At 76.1% G+C, this 259-nt stretch carries 1 pseudogene; it reads right to left on the reverse strand.

The window, feature by feature from the left end:
• A pseudogene (locus B7L92_RS36050) lies at positions 1-259 on the reverse strand (ATP-binding protein); the annotation flags it as partial.

Below are 259 nucleotides of genomic sequence, written 5' to 3' on the forward strand. Positions count from 1 at the left end.
GCCAGCCGGCGCACCGCGGCGATCAGTCCCTCGCACACGCCCTGCGGGTCGGCGTGCCGGTCGCCGGGCTCCGCTACGCCGAGGGCGGGGCCGGCGATGTCGTACCAGTCGCCGAGGTACTCGCGGGCCTCCTCCGGCAGCATCGACACGAGGGCGGGCTGGAGGAGTTGGCGCAGGACGTTGAAGGGGACGGAGCGCAGGGTCTCGCCGCCGCGGGCGGACCACACGGTGCAGCCGCGCTGTTCGGCGATGCGCCGGG

It is taken from the genome of Streptomyces viridosporus (assembly GCF_002078235.1).
Taxonomy (GTDB): domain Bacteria; phylum Actinomycetota; class Actinomycetes; order Streptomycetales; family Streptomycetaceae; genus Streptomyces; species Streptomyces viridosporus.